Source organism: Jannaschia rubra (genome assembly GCF_001403735.1).
Classification (GTDB): Bacteria; Pseudomonadota; Alphaproteobacteria; order Rhodobacterales; family Rhodobacteraceae; genus Jannaschia; species Jannaschia rubra.
Window position 1 is genome coordinate 534021 of sequence record NZ_CXPG01000020.1, and the last position, 21659, is coordinate 555679.

Here is a 21659-nt window from a genome sequence, read left to right on the forward strand (position 1 = left end):
TCAGATGGAATGACCGCCCGCGATCCGGGCCGCCCATTCGGTCGCCGGCGCGGGCCGCCCGAGGTAAAACCCCTGCGCGAAGCCGATGCCCAGGTCGCGGCAGGTCCGGACCTGTTCCGCCGTCTCGACGCCTTCGACCACCATGGCGATGTCGAGCCCGCTGGTCAGCGCGACGAGACTGGCCAATACGGCTTCCTCCCGTCCCGCACCGCCCAGGCCCTCGACGAAGGCGCGGTCGATCTTGAGGATGTCGACCGGATAGCGCCTCAGCCGCTCCAGGTTCGACAGGCCCGACCCGAAGTCGTCCAGCGCGATGCGGATGCCGCGTGCGCGCATCTGCTCAAGCAGCTTCTCCGCGCGGGCCGGACAGACGATGACGGCCGATTCGACGATTTCCAACACCAGGTTCTCGGGCGGCAGACGCTCCGTCACTTCGTCCAGCCAGCGTCCCGCGGGCATGCCCGCGCCATCGAGTACGGCGCCGGTGATGTTGAAGGTCGCATAGATTGGCGCAGGCCCGGTCACGAAGGCGGTGGCGGCCTCGACCGCGAGGTCGGGGAACAGTTCGGCCCCGGCCTCGGGGATGCGGTCGAGCGTGTCCATGAACCCGCCGGGCCCCATGATCGATCCATCGGGGCGGTTCCAGCGCAGAAGCGCCTCGACCCCGGCGGCCGTGTTCGTGCGCAGATCGAAGATGGGCTGGACGTGGTATTCGAGCGCGCGGGTCGCGATCGCCGTCTCGATCACCTCTCGCGGGGGGGTGAGGGACGGCATCGGCAGGTCGCGCTCCGCCTCGGTCCGGCCGCCGCCGAGCCCCTTTGCCTGTGTCAGCGCGACATCGGCCCGCAGGATGGCGCGCGCGCGGCTCTCGCCCGGCATGGTTGAGATGACACCGGCCGAAAGGCTGCGCCAGACCAGCCCGGACGGCGCCTCCACGACGGTCTGCGAGGCCAGGTTCCGTAGCCGCTCGGCCGCTTCCGTCGCGAGGTCGAGCGTCATGTCCGGCATCCAGGCGAGGAACCGCCCGCTTTCCAGCCGCTCCAGCCCGGCGCCGGTCGGCAGCGCCCGCCGTAACGTGTCGCCCACCGCATTCAGCAGGCGGTCCCCGGTGTCGAAGTCGTTCCCGGTGTTCACGCCCTTGAGATCGTCCAGATCGAAGAGCGCCAGGGTCGGCGCCTGCGGGCGGGGGATTCCTGCCGGAAAGGGAAGGGGCGCCGGCGGCGGAACCGGCGTCCACCGGCTGCGCCGTCCGGCAAGCCAACCCAGGGCGCCGGCCGCCAGGGCAGCGGACCCCACTGCAAGCGTGAAGGCGATCACCGGGTCCACGGCATCAGAACGGCTTGCGCGACGACAGCGCGGCGCGCAGCGTCCCGTCGTCCAGATAGTCGAGTTCCCCGCCCACCGGGACGCCCTGCGCCAGGCTGCTGACCGTGACCCCGGTGGGGGCCAGTTCGCGGGCGACGTAATGCGCGGTCGTCTGTCCGTCGACGGTGGCGTTCAAGGCCAGGATGACCTCCCGCAGCCCCTCGGCCGCGATCCGGTCGCGCAGCTTCGGGATGTGCAGGTCATCAGGCCCGATGTCGTCGAGCGGCGACAGCGTCCCGCCCAGAACGTGATACCGCCCCGAGAAGACCTGCGCGCGTTCCATCGCCCAGAGATCGGCCACATCCTCGACCACGCAAACCTGGCCGTTCGCGCGTTTCTCGCTGTTGCAGATGTTGCAGATGTCTCCGGTCGAGAGGTTGCCGCAGTTCAGGCATGTCCGCACCGACCGGCCCACGTCGGACATGAGCTGCGCCAGCGGCAGAAGCTGGCTGTCGCGCTTCTTCATCAGGTGCAGCACCGCGCGCCGCGCCGACCGCGGCCCCAGCCCCGGCAGGCGCGCCATCAGCCCGATCAGGGCCTCGATGTCGCGGTGGCCGTCCACTCAGAACGGAAGCTTCATTCCGGCGGGCAGGCCCAGTTCCTCGGCCATGCGGCCCATTTCCTGCTGGGACCGTTCGGTCGCACGGGTCTGGGCGTCCTTGATGGCGGCCAGGATCAGATCCTCCACCATCTCCTTCTCGGAGGCGACGAAGATCGAAGGGTCGATGTCCAGCCCGACGAGGTCGCCCTTGGCAGTCGCCGTGGCCTTGACCAGCCCCGCTCCGGATTCGCCCGTGACGGTGACGGACGACAGGCTGTCCTGCATCTCGCCCATCTTCTCCTGCATCTCCTGCGCCTTCTTCATCATCCCGGCCATGTCGCCGAGGCCGCCCAGTCCCTTGAACATTCCATCTCTCCACAGGATCGCCTCCCTTTCAGGTAGCGGTCCATCCCCGCGCCCGCAACCGAGGCGCACAAGGAAAAGGGGCCGCCCCGAAGGACGGCCCCGATGAAAGTCTACCATGCAAGGATTACCGCGCTGCGTTGGCGCCGATGAACCAGGCATCCTTGTCGACGATCCGGCTCACCTCGGTGAACAGGTCGGCGGCATCCTCGTCGCCTGCCTCGCCGGCGGCGTCGATGGCTTTGCGCAGCGCCTCGCCATAGGCCTTGAAGCGCTGGACCAGTTCGTCGACGTGATCCTGCAGATCGGTCAGTTCGACCGGATAGGGCTTCAGCGAGGTGTTCTCGGCCACGGCCTGCGTCGTGCCACGGGCAAACCCGCCCATGATGGCGACACGCTCGGCCATGGTGTCGTTCGTTTCGCCAAGACGGTCCGCGACCTCATCGAGCAGTTCGTGGACACCGATGTATCCCCGTCCGCGCAGGTTCCAGTGCGCCTGCTTGACGGCAAGCCGCAGGTCGCTTCCATCCGCCAGCCGCGCATTGAGCAGCTCGCACATCTGCTCCTGGGTCTGCTGGTCCAATCCAGTGACAAAGCTCTCGGGCATCGTATCCTCCGGTCTGGTTATGAATTCGAAGGATCAACGACAGGCGCAGGCATTCGGTTTCATGCGCCCCGTGCAAGCCCGCTACCCACCTCCGGCGCAGCGTCTCATCCCTCGTCGAAGGGATCCCATTCGCCTTCGACCTCGGCCAGGGCCTCCTCGGCCGCTTCGCGGGTGATCGCCTCGCGTGTGCGGACCTCGACCAGTTCGGCACCGGGGAACGCCTGCAGCACGGCCTGCGTCATCGGATGGGCCATGGCGTCCGTCTCGGCTTGCCGCACCTCGCCGTCGCGCACCTCGGCCAGTGTCGGGGCGCCGCCGCCAGACACGACGGACACGCCCCAGTCGGCGCCGGTCCATCCCTTCAGTCGCCCGCGCAAACGGCCGGCCAGATCGGCGGCTGCGCCCGGCGCAGGCTCGAATTCGATCCGGCCGGGGGAGTATCGGACCAATCGCACTCCGGTCTCGACCTCGACCAGCAGTTTCACGTCGCGGTTGGCCCGGATCAGCTCGACGACTTGGAGAAAGGTCTGGAACCGTGCCAGCGCCGTGTCCGGCTGCTGTGCGACGGCGGGCTGTGCGCTGCCCCGCGCGACCGGGCCGGCGCCACCCTGCGGGGCGAGGCGGGGCGCGGGAGCGGCCTGCGCAGGCGGGGCGTCGCGCAACTTGCGGACCAGATCGTCGGGACTGGGCAGATCGGCCACATGGGTCAGGCGGATCACGGCCATCTCGGCGGCCATCATGGCGTTCGGCGCGTTGGCCACCTCCTCCAGCGCCTTGAGCAGCATCTGCCACATCCGCGTCAGCGACCGCATCTGCAGCCCCTGGGCGAAGGACTGGCCGCGCGCGCGTTCGTCGGGGGTCACGGTCGGGTCTTCGGCGGCATCGGGCGTGATCTGGATGACGCTGACCCAATGGGTCAGTTCCGCCAGGTCGCGCAGCACCGCCATCGGGTCGGCACCGTCGGAATATTGCGACCCGAGTTCCAACAGCGCACCCGCCGCCTCGCCCCGCATGATGAGGTCGAACAGGTCCATCACCCGGCCCCGATCGGCGAGCCCGAGCATGGCGCGCACCTGATCGGCCGTGGTCTCGCCCGCGCCGTGGGAAATGGCCTGGTCGAGCAGGGACATCGCGTCGCGCACCGATCCTTCGGCCGCGCGGGCGATCAGCGCCAGCGCATCGTCGGCGATCTGCGCGCCTTCCCTGGCCGCGATGCGCCGAAGGTGGTCGATCATCACCTCCGGTTCGATCCGGCGCAGGTCGAACCGCTGGCAGCGGGACAGGACGGTCACGGGGACCTTGCGGATTTCGGTCGTGGCGAAGATGAACTTCACATGCGCCGGCGGCTCCTCCAGGGTCTTGAGCAGCGCGTTGAACGCGCTGTTCGACAGCATGTGGACCTCGTCGATGATGTAGATCTTGTAGCGTGCGGAAGCCGCCCGGTAATGCACCGAATCGATGATCTCGCGCATATCGCCCACGCCGGTGTTCGACGCTGCGTCCATTTCCAGCACGTCGACATGCCGTCCCTCGGCGATGGCCACGCAGGGTTCGCAGACGCCGCAGGGGTCGGTCGTGGGGCCGCCGGTCCCGTCGGGACCGACGCAGTTCAGGCCCTTGGCCACGATGCGCGCGGTCGTCGTCTTGCCGGTGCCACGGATGCCCGTCAGGATGAAGGCCTGCGCGATGCGGTCCGCGGCGAAGGCGTTCCGCAGCGTACGCACCATGGCGTCCTGGCCGATCAGGTCGGCGAATGTGGCCGGGCGATACTTGCGCGCCAGCACCTGGTATTCGGTCGTGGTCATCGGGCCTCCGGGGTCGGGCGCAATCTAGGCGTCCGGGCCGCCCGGGTCCACCGCCGTCAGAGGGTCCAGAGGACCACGCCGGTCGCGACCGACCCGATGCTGAACGTGACGGTCAGCAGGGTGAAGACCCGCGCCGACTGCGCCTTGGCCTCATGGGTGCTGAGCCGGTCGTGCGCCTTGCCCGCGTTGTTTCGTGCCGTCCAGAAGATCACGAGCGCGGCGACGATGAAGATCGTGGCAATGGACTTGGGCACCCAGGTCGGCTCCGCCGCGCTGAAGACGGCGCGCAGACCGATGGCGACCGCCAGCGCGGCCATGCCCGTCCGCATCCAGCCCGCGAAGGTCCGCTCGTTCGACAGCGCGGTGCGATCCTCCGACCAGCGGGTGCGCTCCTCGGCCATGTCGGTCTTGTCGGCGGAGTTCCTGCCGCTGTCGTCGTCTTTGCTCATGTCCGTCAGATAGCATATCGCGCGCCGCTGCCCATGGGGCCCGAAAGCAAGATCGGCGACTGTCGGAAAACCGCAACGCGAACCCGGCGGCTGGGGTGAGAGGCTGGACGACGACCCAAGTGGGACTCGTTGTGGCTGCTTCCTTCCGGACCTGACCAGGTTGGCGAGGCACTTGCCCGCGCCAACCTCTCACCCCGTCAGATAGGGAAAGCGGCCGCCGGATGCAACACCCCGCACGGCCACTGGACAGCGCCGTGCCATTGTTCCAGACCCTTCCGCGTATCGGGCCCGGGGGGAGCATATGAAGATCGCGGAGAGCGTCACCTTCGGCGGCGGCGGCCTCGACCGGGCCGAGGATCTGCGCCGCCATCCTGACATGCTGGACGACCTGACCGCCATGACCCTGCCGCTCTGGCGCGGCAAGCCGCTGACGGCGCCGTCGCGCGACGCGCTGTCCTTCCTCGACGGGCATGCCTTCGACGGCCACGGCACGCCCGTCCTGGTCGGGCGGCTGGGAGAGAGGGCGCTGTTCGCGCGCGACGTGTCCGCGCTGGAGGTCGATGGCGTGGACGACGACCTGGGGGCCTTCCGCGACTCGTCGGAGCAGACCCATGCCGACCTGCCGGCAGGCAGCGCCTTCGTCGAGCTTCGGCAGACGATGACGCGCCTCTCGCCCCTCGATGCGGAAATCGCCGTCTGCGCCAAGGGGATGCTGGAATGGCACCGCACGAACGGCCACTGCGCCAACTGCGGTACGCCCACCCAGCCGGGCAAGGCGGGATGGATGCGCGGCTGCGCGGGCTGCGGGCGGATGCATTTCCCGCGTACCGATCCGGTGGTCATCATGCTCGTCACGCGCGGCAACGACGTTCTGCTGGGGCGGTCGCATGGCTGGCCCGAGGGGTTCTTCTCCTGCCTCGCAGGCTTCATGGAGCCGGGCGAGACCCTGGAGAGTGCGGTCCGGCGCGAGGTCTGGGAGGAGACGGGCGTGCGCGTGGGGCCGGTGCGCTATCTGTCCAGCCAGCCCTGGCCCTTCCCCGGCAGCCTGATGCTGGGCGCACAGGCCGAGGCGATCACCGACCGCATCGAGATCGACCCCGAGGAGATCGCGGAGGCCGTCTGGCTGAGCCGGGAGGAGGTGATGGAGGTCTTCGCCGGCACCCATCCCCGCATCCTGCCCGCGCGCGACGGGGCCATCGCCCACTTCCTGCTTCGCGCCTGGCTGGCGGACCGACTGGACTGATTGACGCGGCGTGCGCGCCGGGTCAATCAGGTCACGCCCAGCAGGAAAGACCCGCCCATGAAGTTCGTCGCCACCGAGGATATCTCAGCCCCCATCGACCGCGTCTGGTCGCGCGTGTCCGATATCGAAGGGTTCGAGATGCGGCTGCGATCCCGCGTCGACGGACTGACCCGCACGCCGCCCGGCCCGCCGGCCGAAGGGACAACATGGACCGGCCGTGCGGACGTGATGGGCAAGAAGCGCGAGATGAAGGTGGTGCTGGGCCAGATGCAGGCGCCCGCACGGCTGGAGGCGGAGGCCGCGACCGACGGCATGGCCGTCACGCTCGACGTGGAGCTGGCGGAACTGGGGCCGCGTCTGACGCGCATGACCGTCACGACCGAAGCCCGCGCCCGCAGCCTGACGGCGCGGCTGATGCTTCAGTCGGCCAAGATGGCCCGGCAGTCCATGGCGAAGCGCTATCGCACCCGTGTCGCCGACTTCGCCGCCAAGGTGGAAAAGGGCGCGGCCTGATCCGTCAGCCGTCGGTGCCGCCGTCGAAGTGGTCCGGATCGGCGGGATAGACCCCGAGGATGTCGAGCGAGGAGGTGAAATACTCCAGCTCCTCCAGCGCGCGGGCCACGGGGGCGTCGTCGGGATGGCCCTCGATATCGGCATAGAACTGCGTCGCGGTGAACTGGCCGTCCACCATGTAGCTTTCGAGCTTGGTCATGTTCACCCCGTTCGTCGCAAACCCGCCCATGGCCTTGTAGAGCGCGGCGGGAATGTTTCGCACGCGAAACACGAAGGTCGTCTTGACCGGCCCCGCGCCTGCGGCCGGGCGCACCGGGTCGCGGGACATGATGAGGAACCGCGTGGTGTTGCGGTCGTGATCCTCGATATGGCGGGACAGCACGTCGAGGTCGTAGATCTTGCCCGCCATCTCGGAGGCCAGCGCCGCGACCGACGGATCGCCCGCCTGCGCCACCTGCATCGCCGACCCGGCGGTATCGGCGCCTATGCGGGGGGTGATGCCGTGACGCGACAGGAACTCCCGACACTGACCCAGCAGCACGGTATGCGACTGCGCCACCTTCACGTCGGCGAGCGCGGTGCCCGGGATCGCCAGCAGGTTGATGTGCACCCGCACGAAGGCTTCGGCCACGATATGCAGGCCGGACCGGGGCAGCAGGGAATGGATGTCGGCCACCCGGCCATAGGTCGAATTCTCGACCGGCAGCATGGCCAGATCGGCACGCCCGTCGCGGACGCTGTCGATCACGTGCTCGAAGGTGGGGCAGGGCAGGGGGTCGTGGCCGGGACGGGCGTCATGGCACGCCTGATGGGAATAGGCGCCCAGCTCCCCCTGGAAGGCGATCGTTGCCATATGCGCGAAACCCTCCTTGCGGTGATGCGTATCGTCGCAGTCTGTATCCCTTGCGTCGGACGCGTGAAACCACATACATGTCCGCGACCCGAAACGGGACCCGGGACGACGGAGAGGGAACTCAGATGGACACGATGACGATCACCAAGGCGGGCGGAGCCTTCTGCGGCGCTCTTCTGGTGCTGCTTCTGGGGGCCTGGGCCGCGGAGGGGCTGTACCACGTCGGAAGTGAATCGCACGGCGACGAGATCGTGCAGGGCTTCGCCATCGAGGTCGAGGGCGGCGACGAAGGCGATGCGGCCGCCGAGGCCGAGCCCGAGGTTCCGTTCGAGGAAGTCTACGTCAGCGCCTCCGCCGCCGACGGCGAGAAGCTGTGGCGCCAGTGCGCCTCGTGCCACAAACTCGACGGAACGAACGCCACCGGTCCCCATCTGGACGGCATCGTCGACCGGGCCAAGCATGCGGTCGACGGCTTCGCCTATTCCGACGGTCTGCTTGCGCTGGAAGGCGACTGGACGCCGGAGAACCTGAGCGGGTTCCTGCACAACCCCAAGGAATACGCGCCGGGCACCAAGATGGCGTATCGCGGCATGGACGACGTGACCGACCGGGCGAACCTGATCGCCTATCTGGCGACGCAGGGCGGCTGACCGGTCGCTGGCGGACCGTCCCGCCCGCATCTCACCCGAACGTGCATGCGGCGCCCCTTGATCATCGGGCGCCGCCTTCGTTACCTGCGTCGAACGCCTGAGGGAGGATACGCCATGTTCGCACGGATCGCGCTTGCCGCGACGATGATCTCCGCGCCCGCCTTCGCGCAGGACGACGTGACGGTCAGCCACGGCTACAGCAATTTCGGCGAGCTGAAATATGGCCCGGACGAGCCGTTTTCCTATGTGAACCTGGACGCGCCGAAGGAGGGCGAGGCGAGCTTTGCCGCTCTGGGTACTTTCGACAGCTTCAGCATCTATACCCGCAAGGGCGTGCCAGCCGCGAACACCGAGCTTCTGTATGAGAACCTGATGATCGTCGCCGCGGACGATCCCTATGCGATCTACTGCAACCTCTGCACCACGGTCGAATATCCCGCGGACCTGTCCTGGGCCGTGGTGAACCTGCGGGAGGACGTAACATTCTCGGACGGCACGCCGATGACGGCCGAGGACGTCAAGTTCACCGTGGACCTGTTCCTGGAGCAGGGCATCGCGGAATTCCGCAACGTGGTCGACGGCTTCTTCAAGTCGGTCGAGGTGACGGGCCCTCATCAGGTGAAGTTCGAGTTCAACGAGGCGGCACCGATGCGCGACCGCATGGGGCTGGTGGGCATCTGGAACCCCTTTTCCAAGGCGTGGTTCGAGGAAACGGGGACGCGTCTGGACGAAGGAACGGCCCGGCCGTTCCTCGGCACCGGGCCTTATGTCCTGGACGAGGTCGACATGGGGCGCAGCGTGGTCTACGCCAAGAACACCGACTGGTGGGGCGCGGACCTGCCGATCAACCGGGGCCGGTTCAACTTCGACCGCATCCGCATCGAGTACTTCGGCGACTCCTCCGCCGCGATGGAGGGGTTCAAGTCCGGCGAATACACGATCCGGGTCGAGTCGTCGTCGAAGGAATGGGCGACCGCCTACGACTTCCCCGCCGTCGACCGCGGCTGGGTGGTGCGCGAAAGCCTGCCTGACGGCAACATCAGCACCGCGCAGGGCTTCGTCTTCAACCTGAGCCGCGAGAAATGGCAGGACCCGCGCGTGCGCGACGCCATCTCGATGATGTTCAACTTCGAATGGTCGAACGACACTTTGTTCTACGGCCTCTACGACCGGCCCTATTCCTTCTGGGGCGGCTCCGACCTCGCTGCCGAAGGCGTGCCGACCGAGGGTGAGCGCGCGACTTTGCAGCCGCTAGTCGAGGCGGGCCTTCTGGACGAGGGCATCCTGACCGACGAGGCGCGAATGCCCTACGTCAACGAGGCCGCCCGCAACCAGCCGCCGCGCGGCACCCGGCGCGAGGCGCTGCGCCTCATGGCCGACGCCGGCTGGACGCCCGGCAGCGGCGGCCTTTTGCGCGATGCGGACGGCAAGACGCTGGAGCTGGTCATCATCCAGTTCAATCCGACCCTGGACCGCATCATCAACCCCTTCATCGAGAACCTGCGGGATCTCGGCGTCGATGCCCGGCTGGAGCGGATCGACAGTAGCCAGTACGTCGAGCGCCGGCGCAAGGGCGACTGGGACCTGACCAATCAGGCCCTGGGTCAGGAATTCGAGCCGAGCCTCGGGCTGCGCCAGTGGTTCGACAGCTCCACCGCCGAGGACAGTTCGCGCAACATCATGGGCTTGCGCGACCCGGCGATCGACCGCCTGATTACCGAGGTCATCGCGTCCGACAGCCTCGACCTGCTGCGCGACCGGGTACGCGCGCTGGACCGGGTGCTGCGGGCCTATGGGTTCTGGATTCCGCAATGGGGGAACAAGGAACACTGGGTCGCCTATTGGGACCAGTACCGCCACCCCGAGACGCTGCCGCCGCTGGAGTTGGGCATCCTCGATTTCTGGTGGTTCGACGCCGAGGCCGCGGAACGTCTGCAGAAGGCCGGTGCGCTGTAGATGGGCGCCTATATCCTTAGACGCCTGCTGCTGATGATCCCCACCTTGCTGGGGATCATGATCATCAACTTCACGCTGGTGCAGTTCGTCCCCGGCGGGCCGGTCGAGCAGATCATCGCCCGCATCGAAGGCAGCGGCGACAGCTTCGCCGGGTTCGCCGGCGGCGGCAGCGAGTTGCAGTCGCAATCCTCGGGCGAGGGGTCGGGCTATATCGGCGCGCGGGGCCTGCCGGAGGAGTTCATCCGTGAGCTGGAGGCCCAGTTCGGCTTCGACAAGCCGCCACTGGAGCGGTTCCTCAACATGATGTGGGACTATGCCCGCTTCGACTTCGGGGAAAGCTACTTCCGGTCGATCTCGGTTGTGGATCTCGTGCTGGAGAAGATGCCCGTATCGATCACGCTGGGTCTCTGGTCCACCTTGCTGGCCTATTTCATCTCGATCCCGCTGGGCATCCGGAAGGCGGTGCGTGACGGCACGGCCTTCGACACCTGGACCTCCGGCATCGTGATCGTGGCCTATGCCATCCCGGCTTTCCTGTTCGCGATCATGCTGCTGGTGCTGTTCGCCGGCGGGTCGTTCTGGAAGATCTTTCCGCTGCGCGGCCTGACGTCTTCCGATTTCGACCAGATGGGGCCGATCCGACAGGCTCTCGACTACCTGTGGCACATTACCCTGCCGGTGCTGGCGCTGACGATTTCGGCCTTCGCGGGGCTGACGCTGCTGACAAAGAACAGCTTTCTCGACGAGATCCGCAAGCAATACGTCACCACTGCCCGCGCGAAGGGCCTGAGCGAAAGTGGCGTCCTCTATGGCCACGTCTTCCGCAACGCCATGCTGATCGTGATCTCGGGCTTTCCGGCGCTGTTCGTATCGGTCTTCTTCGGCGGATCGCTCATCATCGAGACGATCTTCTCGCTCGACGGGCTGGGTCGGATGGGCTTCGATGCGGCGGTCGGCCGGGATTATCCGGTGATGTTCGGCACGCTCTACACCTTCGCGCTGATCGGGTTGGTCATGGGGCTCATCACCGACCTGACCTATATCTGGGTCGATCCGCGCATCGACTTCGAGAGCCGCGAGACATGACGCTCTCGCCTCTCAACGCCCGCCGCTGGCGCAACTTCCGGCGCAATCGCCGCGCCGTGTGGTCGCTGTGGATCTTCGGTGTGTTGTTCGGCCTTTCGCTCTTTGCCGAGTTCATCGCCAACGAACGGCCCATCCTCGTGAACTACCGGGGCGACCTGCACGTGCCGATCTTCAACTTCTATCCCGAGACGGTCTTCGGCGGCGACTTCCAGACCGAAGCGGCCTACCGCGATGCGGAGGTGCAGTGCCTGATTGTGTCAGGCGGGCTGGAGGATTGTTTCGACGACCCCGACACCGTGATGTCCGAGGTGCGCGAAACCGGCAGCTTCGCGGGCGCGGAGGTCGCGCAGGGATGGCTGCTCTGGCCGCCAATCCCCTACAAGTACAACACCGTCAGCAACATCGAAGGCGCTGCGCCATCGGCGCCCGACGCGCAGCACTGGCTGGGCACCGACGATACCGCGCGCGACGTGCTGGCGCGGGTCATCTACGGCTTTCGACTGTCGGTGGCCTTCGCGCTGATCGTAACGGCGCTGACCTCTGTGCTCGGGATCGCGGCGGGGGCGGTGCAGGGCTACTTCGGCGGTTGGACCGACCTCGTCTTCCAGCGGATCATCGAGATCTGGGGGTCCACGCCGGAACTCTACATCATCATTATCGTGGCGGCGATCATCCCGATGAACTTCTGGTTGCTGGTGGGGCTGATGGTCCTGTTCGGCTGGACCAAGCTGGTCGGTGTGGTCCGCGCCGAATTCCTGCGCGCGCGCAACTTCGAATACGTCCGCGCCGCGCGGGCGCTCGGGGTGGGCGATGCCACGATCATGTTCCGCCACGTTCTGCCCAATGCCATGGTGGCGACGGTGACGTTCCTGCCGTTCATCGTGACGGGCACGATCGGCGCGCTTGCCGTGCTCGACTTTCTGGGCTTCGGCCTGCCGTCGTCGTCGCCGTCGCTGGGCGAGTTGACGCTTCAGGCCAAGCAGAACCTGCAGGCGCCCTGGCTCGCCTTCACCGCCTTCATCACCTTTGCGCTGATGCTGTCGCTGCTCGTCTTCATTTTCGAGGGCATCCGCGACGCTTTCGACCCCCGAAAGACCTTCTCGTGACCCCGCTCCTGCAAGTCCGCGACCTGACCATCGCCTTCCGGCAGGACGGTGTCGAGACGCCCGCCGTGCGCGGTGTCGGCTTTGACGTGAACCGCGGCGAGACGGTCGCCATCGTGGGCGAATCCGGGTCGGGAAAGTCGGTCACGGCGCTCAGTACCGTGGCCCTGCTCCCCGATTCCGCGGTCGTGCGCGGGTCTGTCATCTATGACGGCACGCAGATGATCGGCGCGCCCGAGGCCGACCTGCGCCGGGTGCGAGGCAACGACATCAGCTTCATCTTTCAGGAGCCGATGACCTCGCTCAACCCGCTCCACACCATCGAGAAACAATTGGGCGAGAGCCTGGCCCTGCACCAGAACCTGCGCGGCGACGCGGCGCGCGCGCGTATCCTCGACCTGCTCGACAAGGTGGGCATCAACGACGCGGAAAGCCGGCTGTCCGCCTATCCTCACCAGCTGTCGGGCGGTCAGCGGCAGCGGGTGATGATCGCCATGGCGCTTGCCAACGGCCCCGATCTTCTGATCGCGGATGAGCCGACGACCGCGCTTGACGTCACCATCCAGGCGCAAATCCTGGAACTGCTGGCCGACCTCAAGCGCCGGGAGGGGATGTCGCTGTTGTTCATCACGCACGACCTGACCATCGTGCGCCGCATCGCCGACCGCGTCTGCGTGATGAAGCAGGGCGAGATCGTCGAGACGGGGCCGGTTGCCGAGATCTTCGACAACCCGCAGCACCCCTATACCCGGATGCTGCTGGAGGCCGAATCCACCGGCCTGCCCGATCCGGTCGCCCCCGATGCCCCGCAGATCGTCGGAACAGCGCACCTGAAGGTCTGGTTTCCGATCACGCGCGGCTTGCTCAAGCGGACGGCCGGATACGTCAAGGCCGTGAACGATGCAACGCTCGCCGTGCGGGCGGGCGAGACGGTCGGGATCGTGGGTGAATCCGGGTCCGGCAAGACGACGCTGGCGCTCGCGATCATGCGGCTCATTTCTTCCGAAGGGCCGATCAGCCTGGAAGGGCGGCGCATCGACGGGGTGAAATCACGCGCCTTGCGGCCCTTGCGGCAGGACATGCAGATCGTGTTCCAGGACCCCTACGGCAGCCTGTCGCCGCGGATGACTGTGGCCGAGATCGTGGCCGAGGGCCTGCGCCTGCACGACACCGGCGACGACCGCCCGCACCGCGAACAGGTGGCAGACATGCTGACCGAGACCGGCATCGACCCCGCGTCGATGGACCGCTATCCGCACGAATTCTCCGGCGGTCAGCGTCAGCGCATCGCCATCGCGCGGGCCATGATCCTGCGGCCGAAACTGGTGGTGCTGGATGAGCCGACGTCGGCGCTCGACCAGACGGTGCAGGTGCAGATCGTGGAGCTTCTGCGCGACCTTCAGCGGCGTCACGGGCTGGCCTATCTGTTCATCAGCCACGACCTCAAGGTGGTGCGCGCCATGTCCCACAAGGTCATCGTGATGAAGCGCGGCGATGTGGTCGAGGCAGGCGAGGCGGCGCAGATCTTCGATACGCCCGCCACGCCCTATACCCGTGCTCTGATGGCGGCGGCCTTCGACCTGAAAGCCGACCGGGCCGCCGCCGTCTGAGGGCGGGTCAGCCGCCCATCGAGACCTGACATTCCACGTCCCGCGCGCGAAGTCGGGTGCAGGCGCGCTGCGCATCGCGTTCGGACAGGCCGACGAAGCTGGGTGCGAAGCCGCCGCTGGCACGGTCGATCTGGCGCAACGCACCGTCGAGCGCGTCGAGTTCCTGAAGCGCCGTCCGCAGCAGCAGTTTGTCCGCCGCCGACCGGGACGGCTGGGGCTGGAGCGAGATGGCGAAGTTCTGGCCGGAGGTGGAGGCACGGGTGACGACGACGCGCGGCGGCTCCGTTCCCGGCCGGGGCGCAGGCACGACCGCAGGGCCCGAAGCCGAAGCGTAGAGCATCATACCGGCTGGCGCTCGGCGCATCTGCGGGCGCATGGATATCGCCGGCGCGCTCGGCCCGGGAGTCGTGCCGACGTTTTCATAGACCGGCGCGGAAGGTCGGCGTTCGGTCACGCTGTCGGGCACCGATTGGAAGCCGATGTCCAGAAGCTCGGCGATGCGGGCGTTGCGGGTGGCGGTGGAGCGTCCGCCGAAGACGGTCGCGATGATGCGCTTGCCGCCCCGATCGGCCGAGGCCACCAGGTTGAAGCCCGCCGCGACGGTATAGCCCGTCTTGATCCCGTCGGCGCCCGGATAGGCGTCGAGAAGGCGGCGGTTGGTGTTGCGCACCTGCGTGACGCCCGCATCCGTGGTCCGGCGCGAGAACAGGTTGTAGTATTCCGGATAGTCGTAGAACAGCCGCCGCCCCATCACCGACATGTCGCGCGCAGTGCTGAGGTGCCCCGACCGCGTCAGGCCGTGCGCGTTGCGGAACGTCGAATCGTTCATGCCCAGGGCCTTGGCGGTGCGGTTCATGCGTTCGGCGAAGGCTTCTTCCGATCCGGCGATGGCCTCGCCGATGGCGGTGGCGGCGTCGTTGGCCGATTTCACCGCCGCCGCGCGGATCAGGTAGCGGAAGGCGATGCGCTGGCCCGACCGCAGGCCCAGCTTGGAAGGCGGCTCGTTCGCGGCATTGCGCGAGATGCGGACCTCGGTGTCGAGCGTGATCTCGCCCCGTCGCACCGCCTCGAAAGCGACGTAGAGCGTGACCATCTTGGTCAGCGACGCGGGATGCAGCCGGGTGTCGATATTGCTGGCCTTGATGATCTCGCCCGTGCGGGCATCCATCACCAGTTCGGCGTAGGGGGCGGCATGGCCGGGGATCGCGAGGATGGCGGCCACGAATAGGGGCACCAGACCCGCGAGGGCCCGTCTGATCTGATTCATGTTCACACGACTGCTCTGTCTGCCTGGGGCGACCCGATCTTGCGCCGGTGACGCCATTTCCGTTCGCGTCCAGCCTAACCCGAATCCGCCGGGGAAATCCATGGTTGACGTGCATGCCTTCAAAATACCCAGATTGCCCCGTGTGGCTGCGATATCTGGTGGTATATGGGCCACCCCCCTACAACTTGCAGGCGGGATCGTGGCAGGAATGGGGCGCCCTCCACGTCAACCCGCCGCAACCCCGCCCTTGCGCCCGAACGGACAGCCCGATGACAGACACCGACGACGACCGGAAACGACGCGCCGCCAATTGGTTCCGCAGCCTGCGGGACCGGATCACCGCAGCCTTCGAGGAGCTGGAGGATGCAGACGCTCCCGGCCCCTTCGCGGACCTTCCGCCCGGCCGGTTCGACGTCACGCCGACCACGCGCACGGCGGAGGATGGATCGGACGCGGGCGGCGGGATCATGTCGGTCATGCGCGGCGGCCGCGTGTTCGAGAAGGTCGGCGTGAACTGGTCGGAGGTCCACGGAACCCTGGCTCCCCGCGCGCAGGCCGCGATGGCGGCGCGGGGGGTGCCGGGCATGGCCGACGATCCCCGCTTCTGGGCCAGCGGCATCAGCCTCGTGGCGCATATGCGCAACCCGCACGTCCCCGCCGTGCACATGAACACGCGGATGTTCTGGACGCCCCATGCCTGGTGGTTCGGCGGTGGCGCCGACCTGAACCCCTGCATCGAATACGGCGAAGACACGGCCCATTTCCATGCCGCGATGCAGGGGGCCTGCGATGCGCACGAGGCCGGGCGGTACGGCCGCTTCAAGGCCTGGGCGGACGAGTATTTCTACATCCCGCACCGGAAGCGCGCACGGGGCGTAGGGGGCATCTTCTACGACGACCTGAACACCGGCAGTTGGGAGGACGACTTCGCCTTCACCCAAGATGTAGGCCGCGCGTTCCTGCCGGCCTTCGTGCCGCTTGTGGAACGCCGCCGGATCCATGAGTGGACCGATGCCGACAAGCAGGTGCAACTGGTGCATCGCGGGCTCTATGCGGAATACAACCTCGTCTACGACCGTGGCACGAAGTTCGGGCTGGAGACGGGACACGACGCGAACGCCGTCCTCATGTCGCTGCCGCCCGAGGCGAAGTGGCCCTGACCGTCAGGCGCCCCGCAGCGTCTCGATCATCAGGGCAACGTTGTCGGGGTCGGCGTCCGGCGTGATGCCGTGGCCGAGGTTGAAGATATGCGGCCCCCCGGACAGAGCGTCGCGGATGCGGCGGACCTCCGACACCATGGCCTCGCCCCCCGTCACCATATGGTGCGACGCGAGGTTGCCCTGGACGCAGCCGTCGGGCTGGACGTTCCGGGCGACCCATTCGGCGCTGACCGAATCGTCGACGGCCACGCAGTCGGCCCCGGTCGCGGCGTGGAAGCCGATGTAGTTGTCGCCGGCCTGACGCGGGAAGGCGATGACGGGGATGCCGGGATGGCGGGTCTTGAGTTCGGCGATGATGGTCTTGGTGGGTGCGACAGCGTAACGCGCGAAATCCTCGCCCGAAAGCGATCCGGCCCAGCTGTCGAACAGCTTGACCACCTCGGCGCCGGCCTCGATCTGCGCCGACAGATATTCGATGGTGGCCTTCGTCAGCAGGTCGATGAGCGCATCGAAGGTCGCGGGGTCGTCCCTTTTCAGCGCATGGGCCGGCCCCTGGTCGGGCGTGCCCTGACCCGCGATCATGTAGGTTGCCACCGTCCATGGCGCGCCCGCAAAGCCGATCAGCGCGACCTCCGGCGGCAGGGCGCCGGACAGGTTCCGCACAGTCTGATAGACCGGCGCCAGCGTGTCGTGGATGTCGTCCACGCCTTTCAGTCGAGCGAAATCGGCGGGGCCGGTGATAGTGGACAGGCGCGGGCCTTCGCCCGTGACGAACCAGAGATCGGCGCCGAGCGCCTGCGGCACGAGCAGGATGTCGGCGAACAGGATGGCCGCGTCGAAGCCGAAACGGCGAAGTGGCTGCAACGTGACTTCGGTCGCGAGATCCGGATTGTAGCAGAGCGACAGGAAATCCCCCGCCTGGGCCCGGGTTGCCTTGTATTCCGGCAGGTAGCGCCCCGCCTGCCGCATCATCCAGACGGGGGGCACGGGCAGGGTCTCACCGGCAAGACTTCGCAGAAGGGGTTTGGTCATGGGGCAAATCTCCGGTGGCGGGGTCTGGACAGCACCTGTCGCGGTGGGCAGGTGGTGTCAACTCGACCGAAAGGCCACGACATGACCGACCTGCCCACGTCCGCCGCCCCCCTGCGCATCGGCACGCGCGGATCGCTCCTCGCGCTCGCCCAAGCGCATGAGACCCGCGACCGCCTGATGGCGGCCTTCGACCTGCGGCGGGACGCCTTCGAGGTCGTCGTCATCAAGACCACCGGCGACCGGGTGCAGGACCGTTCGCTGTCGGAAATCGGCGGCAAGGGCCTGTTCACGCGCGAGATCGAGGATGCGCTGCTTTCGGGCGAGATCGACATCGCGGTCCATTCGATGAAGGACATGCCGACGCTGCAACCCGATGGTTTGCTTATCGACGCCTACCTGCCGCGCGAGGATCCGCGCGATGCCTTCATCACGCTGGACGGCGGCAGCATCGCCGACCTGCCCCGGGGGGCCACCGTCGGCACGTCGAGCCTGCGCCGCCGCGCGCAACTGATGCACCGCCGGCCCGACCTGAACGTGGTGGAATTCCGCGGCAACCTCCAGACCCGCATGACCAAGCTGCGCGACGGCGTGGCACAGGCAACGTTCCTCGCCATGGCAGGGCTGATCCGGCTCGGCATGGACGAGGTGCCGCGCCGGCCGATGGACCTGTCTGACATGCTGCCCGCACTCGCCCAGGGCGCCATCGGGATTGAACGGCGGGCCGACGATGCGCGCATGGCGGAGATGCTGGCCGCGGTCCACGACCGCGAGACGGGGCTGCGGCTGGACTGCGAACGCGCGTTCCTCCTCACGCTCGACGGGTCGTGCCAGACGCCCATCGCGGGGCTTGCCGAACTTGACGGCGGAACGCTCCGCTTTCGCGGGGAGATCCTGAGGCCCGACGGGTCCGAGGTTCTGGCGACCTCGGGCGATTGTCCGGCCGAAGAGGGCGCGGCGCTCGGCACGCGGATGGCGCAGGACCTGCTGGACCGGGCGCCCGATGGGTTCTTCGACTGGCGGAGCTGACCGCCGGTCAAACCTTCGGCGTGGCTGCCGCCTTGGCCCACGGCCCGTGTTGGTCGGCCTTGCCGTTGACGTGCACGAAGCCGTGCAGCCCGAAGAAATCCCGTTGCGCCTGGATCATGTCGGCCGTGCCGCGCGCCGTCCGCATCGCGTCGAAATAGGCCAGCCCCGACGACAGGGCGGGCGTCGGATGGCCATGCAGAGCGGCCTGGGCCACCACCTGCCGCAGCGCGTCGTGGGTGTCGCGCAGGATGGCGGCGAAATGGTCGGTGAACATCAGGTTCACACCAGGCTCCCCGTCCAGGGCGCTGGCCATGGCGTCGAGCATGGTGGATCGGATGATGCAGCCCTCCCGCCAGATCTGGGCGATACGGGCCATGGGCAGGTCCCATCCGAAATCCCGCGTGGCCGCCGATAGCATGGCGAAGCCCTGCGCGTAGCAGAGCACCTTCCCCGCGATCAGCCCCCGTTCCAGCGTTTCGCGGTCGAGCGTGTCGAACCGCTGGGGCGCGGGGCCGAATACCTCCTGCCCCCGCGCGCGCTCCTCCAGCCGTGCCGACAGGTTGCGAGCCACGACCGCGGCTTCGATGGCGGGAACGGGGGCCAGTCGGTGCTGGCTTTCGATGGCGGTCCAGCGGCCCGTGCCCTTTTGCCCGGCGGCATCGACGATCTGCGACAGCAGCGGCTTGCGGGTCGCCACGTCGCGCGCATGGGCGACCTTGCCGGAAATCTCGATGAGGTAGCTCTGGAGCGGACCGCGATTCCAGGCGTCGAAGACGTCGCCGATCTCGTCGGCATCCAGCCCATGCCCGTCGCGCAGGATACCGTAGACTTCGGCGATCATCTGCATGTCGGCGTATTCGATGCCGTTGTGCACCATCTTGACGAAATGTCCGGCGCCCCCCGGCCCCATCAGCGCGGCACAGGGATCGCCCTCGTGCTTGGCGGCGATGGCCAGCATCACGTCCTCGACCCGGGCCCAGAGCTCCGGCGTGCCGCCCGCCATGATCGACGGGCCGTGCCGCGCGCCCTCCTCACCGCCGGAGACGCCGACGCCCATGAAGGGTCCGAACCCTTCGGCCACGCGGCGGTCGGTATCGTGGAAGTTGGCGTTGCCGCAGTCGATGATGAGGTCGTCGTCGTCCAGAAGGGGGGTCAGCGCCGCGATCTGCTGATCCACCGGGTCGCCCGCCGGCACCATCAGGATGATCGCGCGGGGGCGTGCGATGGCGGCGACCAGATCCTCCAGCGTCTCGGCGGGGGTTATGCGGGGGCCCAGGTCGCCCGCCTCGGCCGCGAAGTCGCGCGTCACCTGCGTGGTGCGGTTGAAGACGGCGATGTCGAAGCCCTTTTCGGCAATGTTCGACGCAAGCGCCGCGCCCATCGTGCCCAGGCCGATCAGGCCGATCCGTGCGTCTGCGGACATCGCGCCGCTCCCTGTCGTTTCCGTTCCGCGAAAACCTAGGGGTACCGGCGGGACAAGGAAAGCCTCAGCGTCTGGCGTGGTCGTGGCACAGCGTCTCGAGCAGGGCGAGCCAGTCGTTCGCCGCGGTCAACACCCGGTCGGGCAGGGCGCCGTATCCGGACGTCGTCTCGAGATCGGCGCACAGGCTGCGCCAGGCGTCCGCGTCGCGCGGGGCGAGCAGATAGGCCGTCCCGTCTGCACCGTCTGGAAGCGACCGCGCCAACATTCGCAGCGCGAGACGCTGCCCATGCCAGACATATCCCCGCGCCAGCGCGTCGTCGGTCGCGGGCGGGGTTCGGGGCACCGGCGGAGCGTCGTCCCCCAGAACGGCCAGATCGGCGGCCAGCAGGTCGAGCGCATGGACCAGTGCAGCGTCCAGCGTGCCGTCATCGGCCCGTCGCAGGGTGGCGATCGTGTCGGCCTGCGCCCGGAGAAACCGGCCGCGTCCGTCGCGGGATGACAGGTCGAACCGGCGCTGCGCCCGGTCGAGCGCGTCCTGCGCGGCGCGGGTGCCGAACCGCAGTCGGTCGCGGAGGGTCTGGTTGGCGGAGATCATCGTTTCAGATGCCCCCTCGAACCCCTCCGCCGCAAGGTGTTTTCGACCTTCCGCGCACGCGTCAGCCCGTGGGCCAGGACATTCCCGACAGCCAATCGGTAAAAGCATCCACCGGCTCCGCGAGGGGGCGCCCTTCGGGGACGAGGATGTGATGGCGTTCGGCCGGTCGCAGCGGCGGCACGTCCAGCGCGACGAGGCGGCCGTCCGCCAGCGGCCGTTCCAGAAGGCCCGTCCAGCCCAGTGCCACGCCTTGCCCGTCCATCGCCGCATAGTCCGCATCGCTGTAGCTGCTGAAGCGCAGGCGCGCGCCGTCGAACCCGCCCGCCCACCCCTTCCGTGCGAACCACCCCGCCCAGTCGAGCCAGCTCGGCTCGGGCGAGGCGCTGTCGATCAGCGGAATGTCCCCGCCCCGCGCCAGGCCGCCCATCGTCACCGGGCCAAGGTCCGCGGCCATCGCCGGCGCGCAGACGGGAACGACTGCCTCGCCCAGCGAGGCCGCGACGCGCATGCCGCGGAACGGCGGCCGGCCGTAGCGGACCGCCACGTCGACCTGGCCGTCGTCGGGCGCGTTCCAGGCATCTTCCGAGATGACGCGCAGGTCGATGTCCGGCTCGGTCGCGCGGAACGACGAAAGCGCCGGCAGCAGGCGGAAGTGACCGAAGGCCACGGATACCGCCACCGTCAGCTTGGCCCCCGGCCGGCGGATGGCGTCAACCGTGCGCGTCAGGTCGTCGAAGGCGCGTCCCACCGCCGCCGACAGGTCGCGGCCCGCGTCGGTCAACCGGACGCGGCGGTTTCCACGGTCGAAAAGGGGCTGGCCGATCTCGTCCTCCAGCGCCTTGATCCGGCGGCTGACGGCGGCCTGCGTCACGCCCAGCGCCGCGGCGGCGCGGGTGAAGCTCTCGTATCGCGCGGCGGCCTCGAAAGCGGTGAGGGCGGTCAGCGACGGCAGGGAACGGCGGAGCGGATGCATGACCTCACCTTGCGACCGATCGGCTACGGCTCAACGCTA

21 protein-coding genes and 1 other RNA gene are annotated in these 21659 nt (G+C 68.0%); 9 read left to right on the top strand and 13 right to left on the bottom strand.

All coding sequences use genetic code 11. From position 1 onward, the window contains the following. The 7 genes from JAN5088_RS12285 to ffs form a co-directional block, all read right to left on the bottom strand. Positions 1 to 1317 carry an EAL domain-containing protein gene (locus JAN5088_RS12285; protein WP_143114653.1) on the bottom strand — a complete coding sequence of 439 codons (1317 nt, stop codon included), beginning with the start codon at positions 1315 to 1317 and terminating at the stop codon, positions 1 to 3. 13 nt (positions 1318 to 1330) lie between these two features. Further along, the gene (gene recR / locus JAN5088_RS12290; RefSeq protein WP_143114655.1) at positions 1331 to 1927 is read right to left on the bottom strand and encodes a recombination mediator RecR; all 597 of its coding nucleotides are present in this window, start codon (positions 1925 to 1927) and stop codon (positions 1331 to 1333) included. Continuing rightward, a complete protein-coding gene (locus tag JAN5088_RS12295; protein WP_055683089.1) occupies positions 1928 to 2272 on the bottom strand; it encodes a YbaB/EbfC family nucleoid-associated protein in 345 nt (114 codons plus the stop codon). 124 nt (positions 2273 to 2396) lie between these two features. Continuing rightward, complete coding sequence (gene dps / locus JAN5088_RS12300) at positions 2397 to 2876, bottom strand: DNA starvation/stationary phase protection protein Dps (RefSeq protein ID WP_055683090.1); 480 nt, start codon at positions 2874 to 2876, stop codon at positions 2397 to 2399. A gap of 104 nt (positions 2877 to 2980) precedes the next feature. Beyond that, positions 2981 to 4681: a DNA polymerase III subunit gamma/tau gene (locus JAN5088_RS12305; RefSeq protein ID WP_055683091.1), complete on the bottom strand. Its 1701-nt coding sequence runs from the start codon at positions 4679 to 4681 to the stop codon at positions 2981 to 2983. A 56-nt stretch (positions 4682 to 4737) separates the two neighbouring features. After that, positions 4738 to 5130, bottom strand: coding sequence for a DUF202 domain-containing protein (locus JAN5088_RS12310; protein WP_055683092.1), 393 nt, complete (start codon positions 5128 to 5130; stop codon positions 4738 to 4740). 93 nt (positions 5131 to 5223) lie between these two features. Beyond that, an RNA gene (ffs, locus tag JAN5088_RS18335) (signal recognition particle sRNA small type) lies at positions 5224 to 5322 on the bottom strand. Between the two features lie 109 nt (positions 5323 to 5431). Between ffs and nudC the strand changes: the two genes are divergently transcribed. Further along, entirely contained in the window at positions 5432 to 6373 is a 942-nt protein-coding gene (nudC, locus tag JAN5088_RS12315; RefSeq protein WP_055683093.1) for an NAD(+) diphosphatase, read from the top strand. A 57-nt stretch (positions 6374 to 6430) separates the two neighbouring features. Next, positions 6431 to 6886, top strand: a complete 456-nt coding sequence (locus tag JAN5088_RS12320; protein WP_055683094.1) for an SRPBCC family protein — start codon at positions 6431 to 6433, stop codon at positions 6884 to 6886. A 4-nt stretch (positions 6887 to 6890) separates the two neighbouring features. On the opposite strand, the gene JAN5088_RS12325 is transcribed toward JAN5088_RS12320, so the two are convergent. Continuing rightward, positions 6891 to 7739 (bottom strand): prephenate dehydratase, encoded by an 849-nt coding sequence (locus JAN5088_RS12325; RefSeq protein WP_055683350.1) that lies wholly within the window; start codon positions 7737 to 7739, stop codon positions 6891 to 6893. 125 nt (positions 7740 to 7864) lie between these two features. Here JAN5088_RS12325 and JAN5088_RS12330 point away from each other — a divergent pair, with 125 nt between their 5' ends. The 5 genes from JAN5088_RS12330 to JAN5088_RS12350 all read left to right on the top strand — a co-directional run bounded on the left by JAN5088_RS12330 (position 7865) and on the right by JAN5088_RS12350 (position 14144). Beyond that, positions 7865 to 8389, top strand: coding sequence for a c-type cytochrome (locus JAN5088_RS12330; protein WP_055683095.1), 525 nt, complete (start codon positions 7865 to 7867; stop codon positions 8387 to 8389). Positions 8390 to 8503: 114 nt separating this feature from the next. After that, positions 8504 to 10345, top strand: a complete 1842-nt coding sequence (locus JAN5088_RS12335) for an extracellular solute-binding protein (protein WP_055683096.1) — start codon at positions 8504 to 8506, stop codon at positions 10343 to 10345. Continuing rightward, the gene (locus tag JAN5088_RS12340) at positions 10346 to 11431 is read left to right on the top strand and encodes a microcin C ABC transporter permease YejB (RefSeq protein WP_055683097.1); all 1086 of its coding nucleotides are present in this window, start codon (positions 10346 to 10348) and stop codon (positions 11429 to 11431) included. It abuts the gene before it with no gap. Then, complete coding sequence (locus JAN5088_RS19310) at positions 11428 to 12537, top strand: ABC transporter permease (RefSeq protein ID WP_055683098.1); 1110 nt, start codon at positions 11428 to 11430, stop codon at positions 12535 to 12537. Before JAN5088_RS12340 ends, JAN5088_RS19310 begins: the two co-directional genes overlap by 4 nt. Next, positions 12534 to 14144 carry an ABC transporter ATP-binding protein gene (locus JAN5088_RS12350; protein ID WP_055683099.1) on the top strand — a complete coding sequence of 537 codons (1611 nt, stop codon included), beginning with the start codon at positions 12534 to 12536 and terminating at the stop codon, positions 14142 to 14144. Before JAN5088_RS19310 ends, JAN5088_RS12350 begins: the two co-directional genes overlap by 4 nt. 7 nt (positions 14145 to 14151) lie before the next feature. Here the strand turns inward: JAN5088_RS12350 and JAN5088_RS12355 are convergent, their stop codons facing one another. Beyond that, positions 14152 to 15411: a D-alanyl-D-alanine carboxypeptidase family protein gene (locus JAN5088_RS12355; RefSeq protein WP_055683351.1), complete on the bottom strand. Its 1260-nt coding sequence runs from the start codon at positions 15409 to 15411 to the stop codon at positions 14152 to 14154. Between the two features lie 269 nt (positions 15412 to 15680). Between JAN5088_RS12355 and hemF the strand changes: the two genes are divergently transcribed. Then, on the top strand, positions 15681 to 16571 hold the full coding sequence (gene hemF / locus JAN5088_RS12360; protein WP_055683100.1) for an oxygen-dependent coproporphyrinogen oxidase: 891 nt from the start codon (positions 15681 to 15683) through the stop codon (positions 16569 to 16571). Between the two features lie 3 nt (positions 16572 to 16574). Here the strand turns inward: hemF and hemE are convergent, their stop codons facing one another. Beyond that, positions 16575 to 17603, bottom strand: a complete 1029-nt coding sequence (gene hemE / locus JAN5088_RS12365) for a uroporphyrinogen decarboxylase (RefSeq protein ID WP_055683101.1) — start codon at positions 17601 to 17603, stop codon at positions 16575 to 16577. Positions 17604 to 17684: 81 nt separating this feature from the next. Here hemE and hemC point away from each other — a divergent pair, with 81 nt between their 5' ends. Beyond that, on the top strand, positions 17685 to 18629 hold the full coding sequence (gene hemC / locus JAN5088_RS12370) for a hydroxymethylbilane synthase (protein WP_055683102.1): 945 nt from the start codon (positions 17685 to 17687) through the stop codon (positions 18627 to 18629). A gap of 7 nt (positions 18630 to 18636) precedes the next feature. Here the strand turns inward: hemC and gnd are convergent, their stop codons facing one another. From gnd to JAN5088_RS12385, 3 genes are all read right to left on the bottom strand, one after another. Further along, the gene (gnd, locus tag JAN5088_RS12375; protein WP_055683103.1) at positions 18637 to 20052 is read right to left on the bottom strand and encodes an NADP-dependent phosphogluconate dehydrogenase; all 1416 of its coding nucleotides are present in this window, start codon (positions 20050 to 20052) and stop codon (positions 18637 to 18639) included. A gap of 64 nt (positions 20053 to 20116) precedes the next feature. Beyond that, the gene (locus tag JAN5088_RS12380; RefSeq protein WP_055683104.1) at positions 20117 to 20647 is read right to left on the bottom strand and encodes a heme oxygenase-like domain-containing protein; all 531 of its coding nucleotides are present in this window, start codon (positions 20645 to 20647) and stop codon (positions 20117 to 20119) included. Between the two features lie 61 nt (positions 20648 to 20708). Next, complete coding sequence (locus tag JAN5088_RS12385; protein WP_055683105.1) at positions 20709 to 21620, bottom strand: LysR substrate-binding domain-containing protein; 912 nt, start codon at positions 21618 to 21620, stop codon at positions 20709 to 20711. Positions 21621 to 21659 lie beyond the last annotated feature (39 nt).

What these genes read in the sequence shown, in the direction of transcription:
- hemF (WP_055683100.1), top strand. Translation starts at nt 15,681, where the DNA reads ATGACAGACACCGACGACGACCGGAAACGACGCGCCGCCAATTGGTTC.
- JAN5088_RS12380 (WP_055683104.1), bottom strand. Translation starts at nt 20,647, where the DNA reads ATGATCTCCGCCAACCAGACCCTCCGCGACCGACTGCGGTTCGGCACC.
- JAN5088_RS12335 (WP_055683096.1), top strand. Translation starts at nt 8,504, where the DNA reads ATGTTCGCACGGATCGCGCTTGCCGCGACGATGATCTCCGCGCCCGCC.
- JAN5088_RS12320 (WP_055683094.1), top strand. Translation starts at nt 6,431, where the DNA reads ATGAAGTTCGTCGCCACCGAGGATATCTCAGCCCCCATCGACCGCGTC.
- JAN5088_RS12325 (WP_055683350.1), bottom strand. Translation starts at nt 7,739, where the DNA reads ATGGCAACGATCGCCTTCCAGGGGGAGCTGGGCGCCTATTCCCATCAG.
- gnd (WP_055683103.1), bottom strand. Translation starts at nt 20,052, where the DNA reads ATGTCCGCAGACGCACGGATCGGCCTGATCGGCCTGGGCACGATGGGC.
- hemE (WP_055683101.1), bottom strand. Translation starts at nt 17,603, where the DNA reads ATGACCAAACCCCTTCTGCGAAGTCTTGCCGGTGAGACCCTGCCCGTG.
- hemC (WP_055683102.1), top strand. Translation starts at nt 17,685, where the DNA reads ATGACCGACCTGCCCACGTCCGCCGCCCCCCTGCGCATCGGCACGCGC.
- nudC (WP_055683093.1), top strand. Translation starts at nt 5,432, where the DNA reads ATGAAGATCGCGGAGAGCGTCACCTTCGGCGGCGGCGGCCTCGACCGG.
- JAN5088_RS19310 (WP_055683098.1), top strand. Translation starts at nt 11,428, where the DNA reads ATGACGCTCTCGCCTCTCAACGCCCGCCGCTGGCGCAACTTCCGGCGC.
- JAN5088_RS12305 (WP_055683091.1), bottom strand. Translation starts at nt 4,681, where the DNA reads ATGACCACGACCGAATACCAGGTGCTGGCGCGCAAGTATCGCCCGGCC.
- JAN5088_RS12330 (WP_055683095.1), top strand. Translation starts at nt 7,865, where the DNA reads ATGGACACGATGACGATCACCAAGGCGGGCGGAGCCTTCTGCGGCGCT.
- JAN5088_RS12295 (WP_055683089.1), bottom strand. Translation starts at nt 2,272, where the DNA reads ATGTTCAAGGGACTGGGCGGCCTCGGCGACATGGCCGGGATGATGAAG.
- dps (WP_055683090.1), bottom strand. Translation starts at nt 2,876, where the DNA reads ATGCCCGAGAGCTTTGTCACTGGATTGGACCAGCAGACCCAGGAGCAG.
- JAN5088_RS12310 (WP_055683092.1), bottom strand. Translation starts at nt 5,130, where the DNA reads ATGAGCAAAGACGACGACAGCGGCAGGAACTCCGCCGACAAGACCGAC.
- JAN5088_RS12385 (WP_055683105.1), bottom strand. Translation starts at nt 21,620, where the DNA reads ATGCATCCGCTCCGCCGTTCCCTGCCGTCGCTGACCGCCCTCACCGCT.
- JAN5088_RS12355 (WP_055683351.1), bottom strand. Translation starts at nt 15,411, where the DNA reads ATGAATCAGATCAGACGGGCCCTCGCGGGTCTGGTGCCCCTATTCGTG.
- JAN5088_RS12340 (WP_055683097.1), top strand. Translation starts at nt 10,346, where the DNA reads ATGGGCGCCTATATCCTTAGACGCCTGCTGCTGATGATCCCCACCTTG.